This window comes from Dokdonella sp., from assembly GCF_039926425.1.
Taxonomy (GTDB): domain Bacteria; phylum Pseudomonadota; class Gammaproteobacteria; order Xanthomonadales; family Rhodanobacteraceae; genus Dokdonella_A.
In genome coordinates this window covers 1-4,635 of sequence record NZ_JBDSWZ010000187.1, presented here as the reverse complement: position 1 = coordinate 4,635, position 4,635 = coordinate 1, and the positions used below count along the sequence as shown (strand labels likewise).

At 61.1% G+C, this 4,635-nt stretch carries 5 protein-coding genes; all 5 read right to left on the bottom strand.

Features of this window, described 5'->3' with window-relative positions:
- The coding region (locus ABIV12_RS11060; protein WP_348059204.1) for an aminotransferase class I/II-fold pyridoxal phosphate-dependent enzyme at positions 1-461 on the bottom strand (461 nt) is incomplete at its 3' end.
- A gap of 338 nt (positions 462-799) precedes the next feature.
- Entirely contained in the window at positions 800-2,680 is a 1,881-nt protein-coding gene (gene htpG, locus ABIV12_RS11055) for a molecular chaperone HtpG (protein WP_348059202.1), read from the bottom strand.
- Positions 2,681-2,914: 234 nt separating this feature from the next.
- Complete coding sequence (gene rplS, locus ABIV12_RS11050) at positions 2,915-3,280, bottom strand: 50S ribosomal protein L19 (protein ID WP_348059208.1); 366 nt, start codon at positions 3,278-3,280, stop codon at positions 2,915-2,917.
- 25 nt (positions 3,281-3,305) lie between these two features.
- Positions 3,306-4,088 (bottom strand): tRNA (guanosine(37)-N1)-methyltransferase TrmD, encoded by a 783-nt coding sequence (gene trmD / locus ABIV12_RS11045; protein ID WP_348059200.1) that lies wholly within the window; start codon positions 4,086-4,088, stop codon positions 3,306-3,308.
- Positions 4,089-4,093: 5 nt separating this feature from the next.
- Positions 4,094-4,606: a ribosome maturation factor RimM gene (rimM, locus tag ABIV12_RS11040; RefSeq protein WP_348059206.1), complete on the bottom strand. Its 513-nt coding sequence runs from the start codon at positions 4,604-4,606 to the stop codon at positions 4,094-4,096.
- Positions 4,607-4,635: the final 29 nt, after the last annotated feature.

Below are 4,635 nucleotides of genomic sequence, written 5' to 3'. Positions count from 1 at the left end.
GCATCCTTGATCTTCTGCCAGTCCGGTGAAAAATCGAGCGGATTCAGCGCCACATGGACTGCATGGCCGCCGTTGAGTTCGATCGCCGGCTCGTAGCAGTCGTAGCAAGGGTCGAGAACGATGACCTCGTCACCGGCACGCACGACTGCGGCAATCGCGGAGAACAGCGCCTCGGTTGCGCCGGAGGTCACCGTAACCTCGGAATCGACGTTGACCTTGCGACCGTACAAGCATTCTGTCTTGCGTGCGATGGCCTCGCGCAATGCGGGCACGCCGGTCATCGGGGCGTACTGGTTGCGGCCATCGTTCATCGCGCGCGTGAGCGCATCGCGCAACGCTTGCGGTCCGTCGAAATCGGGAAACCCCTGGCCCAGGTTCACCGCCTTGTGCTCCATTGCGAGCTGGCTCATTACCGAGAAGATCGTGGTACCGACCTTGGGCAGTTTGGTCTCGATCTGCATGGCGCCTGTCGTTTGGACGGCCAAAGCCGGGAGCTGCGATGTTAGCACGCGTGATTGCGCCGCCTGGTGAACTCCGCGCAACGGGCACAATCCCTTCGACGACGTCATTCCCGCGAAAGCGGGGATCCTCCCTTCGATGACGTCATTCCCGCGAAAGCGGGAATCGCTCGCCACCGCCAGTCATCCCGACGGCGATGCGTCAAACGTTCTTTGCAGAAGCGCCACCGTATGGATGAGCTTCGCGCAGAGCGATTCCCGCTTTCGCGGGAATGACGACTGGAGAGGGACGTGTCACAACCAAGCGCCGGACGTGTGTTGGACGTCCGACGCCACCTCGGTCAGGCCGAGAGGCCCAGCGCAACACGATTCACGCGCGCGATGAACGCCGCAGGATCCGCAAGCTGGTCACCCGCCGTCAGCTGCGCTTCCTCGAACAACAGCAGACTGAGGTCGTTGACCCGAGCTTCGTCGGCTTCCGCTTCGAGCGCACGCAACAGCGGATGTGCCGGGTTGATCTCGAGAATCGGTTCGCTGCCGGGAACGTCATGGCCCGCCTCGCGCAGCAGGCGTTGCATGTGCAGAGCCATGTCGTGCTCGGCGAGCACGATGCATGACGCCGAGTCGGTGAGGCGATAGCTGACCCGAACTTCGCTGACCAGCGAGCCGAGCGCGTCCGTGATTTTCTTCAAGACAGGGGCGGCTGCCTCGTCCACCTGCTTGCGGCGCTCCACTTCGCCGCTGTCCGGCGCATCGAGGTCGCCCTTCGCGGCGTTGCGCAATTTCTTGCCGGCGTACTCGCCGAGGTAACCGATCATCCACTCGTCGATGCGATCGCTGAGCAGCAATACTTCGACATCCTTTGCACGCAGCGCTTCGATCTGCGGACTTCCTTTTGCCGCAGCATGTGAATCGGCCGTCACGTACCAGATGACGTCCTGACCGGTCTGCATGCGACCGATATAGTCATCGAGAGAAACGTTCTTGTGCGTGTCGTCGGATTTCGTCGATGCAAAACGCAACAGCTTGGCGATGCGCTCGCGGTTGCCGGTGTCTTCGGCGATCCCTTCCTTCAGCGTATTGCCAAAGGCCGCGATGAACTGCTGGAATTTTTCCGGCTCGTCCTTCGCGATCTTCTCGAGCAAATCAAGCACGCGCTTCACGCACGCGCTGCGGATTTGCGAAACGAGGCGGTTTTCCTGCAGGATTTCGCGGCTGACGTTGAGCGGCAGGTCGTCCGAATCCACCACGCCTCGCACGAAGCGCAGGTAGTTCGGCAGCAGCTGCTCGCTCGCGTCCATGATGAAGACACGACGGATGTACAGCTTGAGTCCCTTGCGCTCATCGCGACCGCTCATCACCGCGTCAAACGGCTGCTTTTCCGGCACATACAGCAGCGAGGTGTAGCTCTGCGATCCTTCGACACGGTTGTGCGACCACGCGAGCGCGTCGTTGTAGTCGTGCGACAACGATTTGTAGAACGCCTGGTATTCCTCGTCGGTGATCTCCGCTTTCGGGCGGGCCCACAACGCGGCTGCGTGATTGACGGTTTCAAACTCGTCGGTCGGCTTGCCGTCTTTCTGTACCGGCAAGCGGATCGGAAACGCGACATGGTCGGAATAGCGCTTGACCAGATCGCGAAGCTTCCATGCATCGAGAAATTCGGACTCATCCGCTTTGAGGTGCAACACGACCGTCGTTCCACGCGGTACGGATTCGACCGTTTCCAGCGTGTACTCGCCCGTACCGGTGGATTCCCAGCGCACACCCTCGCCGTCCGCATGGCCGGCTTTGCGCGTGGTCAGCGTGACCTTGTCCGCGACGATGAACGCAGAATAGAAGCCGACGCCGAACTGTCCGATGAGCTGCGTGTCCTTGCGCGCATCGCCGGACAGTGAATCGAGGAACTTGCGCGTACCCGAGCGCGCGATGGTGCCGATGTTCTCGATCACTTCGTCGCGATTCATGCCGACGCCATTGTCACGAATGGTCAGTGTGCGTGCGTCGCGATCGAACGATAGGTCGATATGCAGATCCGCGTCGTCGGCGGTCAGCGACGCGTCGGACAAGGCAGCGAAGCGCAACTTGTCACACGCGTCCGAAGCATTCGAGATCAACTCGCGCAGGAAGATGTCCTTGTGCGAATACAGCGAATGGGTGACCAGATGCAGGACCTGGGAGACTTCGGCTTCGAAAGCGCGGGTTTCGGGTGCGGCGGCCATGGCAGACTCTCTTTGCAGGGGATGCGAGGCATATGGAGGTGCCGTGCGGTGGTTCAAGATTCATCGACGCTTCGCCCCGTCAGACTCGCTCGGCAAAAGGCTGCAAGCGGCGCGGGTTGCGTTCGCGTCGGCGCGTTCCGATCAAAAAAAAAGCGGCCATCGTTGCCGATGGCCGCTTCTGACGAGGAGCACAGACGCGACTCGATGCTCCAAGACGTTTTTTTCGTGGGGGAATCAGGCCGCAGGCTTGGTGTGCGCGCTCAGGTCTTCCTTGATGCGTGCCGCCTTGCCTTCGAGGCCGCGCAAATAATACAGCTTCGCACCGCGGACCTTGCCGCGACGCTTCACAACGACCGAATCGATCGCCGCGCTGTGCGACTGGAAGACGCGCTCGACGCCGGTTCCGTGCGAAATCTTGCGCACGGTGAAGGCGGAATTGAGGCCGGCGTTCTTGCGTGCGATGCACACGCCTTCATAGGCCTGCACGCGCTCGCGGGTCCCTTCCTTGACCTTCACGTTGACGATCACCGTGTCACCCGGGCTGAACGCCGGAAGCGTACGGGTCATCTGCTCGGCTTCGAATTGCTGGATCAGGTTCATCACACTCACCAATGGTCTGAAAATGTCATTCGTCGGATTCGCATCTGCGACCCGGCGTCGTTGTTGGGTCGTGCTCGCGCTGGAATTCCACCAGCAGCGCGCGCGTTTTCTTGTCCAGTTCCAGCCGCTCCAGAAGATCCGGACGGCGCAACCAGGTCCTGCCCAGCGACTGCTTCAGGCGCCAGCGGCGGATCGCCGCATGGTCACCGGATTTCAGCACCGGTGGTACATCACCCCACGCATCCTGTTCGGGTCGCGTGTAATGCGGGCAGTCGAGCAATCCGTTCGAAAACGAATCCTGCGCGGCCGATTCCGCATCGTTCAATACACCTTCCTGAAGGCGCCCCACCGCGTCGATCACGATCGCCGCCGCAAGCTCGCCGCCAGAGAGCACGTAGTCGCCGACTGAAATTTCCTCGTCGACCGCGTTCTCGAGAAACCGTTCATCCACGCCTTCGTAGCGTCCGCTCAGCAGAATCAGATGATCGCGCTGTGCGAGTTCCACCACTTTTGCCTGGTCGAGTCGCGATCCCTGCGGACTCAGATAGATCACCTTCGCCTCACTGTCCGATCCTGCTGCGGAGCGCACGCTCGCGAGCGCTCGACGCAATGGATCGATCATCATCACCATCCCAGGACCGCCGCCGTAGGGCCTGTCGTCGGCCGAACGGTAGTTGTCGCTGGCAAAATCACGCGGATTCCAGGTTGCGATCTGCAGCAACCCGCGTTCCCGCGCTCGCCCCACCACACCAACCCGCGCACTGCTTTCGATGAAATCCGGAAACAGCGTAATGACGTCGATGCGCATCGGGACTAGAAGTCCGGATCCCAGTCGACCGAGATGCGGCCCGACTCGAAATCCACCTTCATCACGAACCGGTCGATCAGAAACGGAATCAGCCGTTCGCGCTTTTCATCCTTGACCACCAGCACATCGTTCGCACCGGTCGCCACCATATGGGACACCTTGCCGAGCGACACGCCTTCCAGCGTCACCACCTCGAGTTCTTCGAGATCCGACCAGTAGTACTCGCCTGGTTTCGCTGCCGGCAATGCCGACCGCGCCACCCAGATTTCCGCCCCGGTCAGCGACACTGCCGCATCGCGATCCGCGATGTCGGGCAATTCCACGACCATTCCCTTGCCTTGGGCGCGCCCAATGCAACCGTCAACACGTTTCTCGCCAGCAGCAGACCGAAGGAGCCAAGGCTGATAGCGGAAAATCTGCATCCGGGGTTCGGTGAACGATTCGAGCTTCAGCTCGCCCCGCACACCATGCACTCCGACGATCCTGCCGAGCAGGACGAGTTTTTCGCCCGTCCCGATCACGACACTCAGGCAGCAGCAACCTGCTT

Coding starts and splice junctions, on each gene's coding strand:
- htpG (WP_348059202.1), bottom strand. CDS start 2,680: ATGGCCGCCGCACCCGAAACCCGCGCTTTCGAAGCCGAAGTCTCCCAG.
- rplS (WP_348059208.1), bottom strand. CDS start 3,280: ATGAACCTGATCCAGCAATTCGAAGCCGAGCAGATGACCCGTACGCTT.
- trmD (WP_348059200.1), bottom strand. CDS start 4,088: ATGCGCATCGACGTCATTACGCTGTTTCCGGATTTCATCGAAAGCAGT.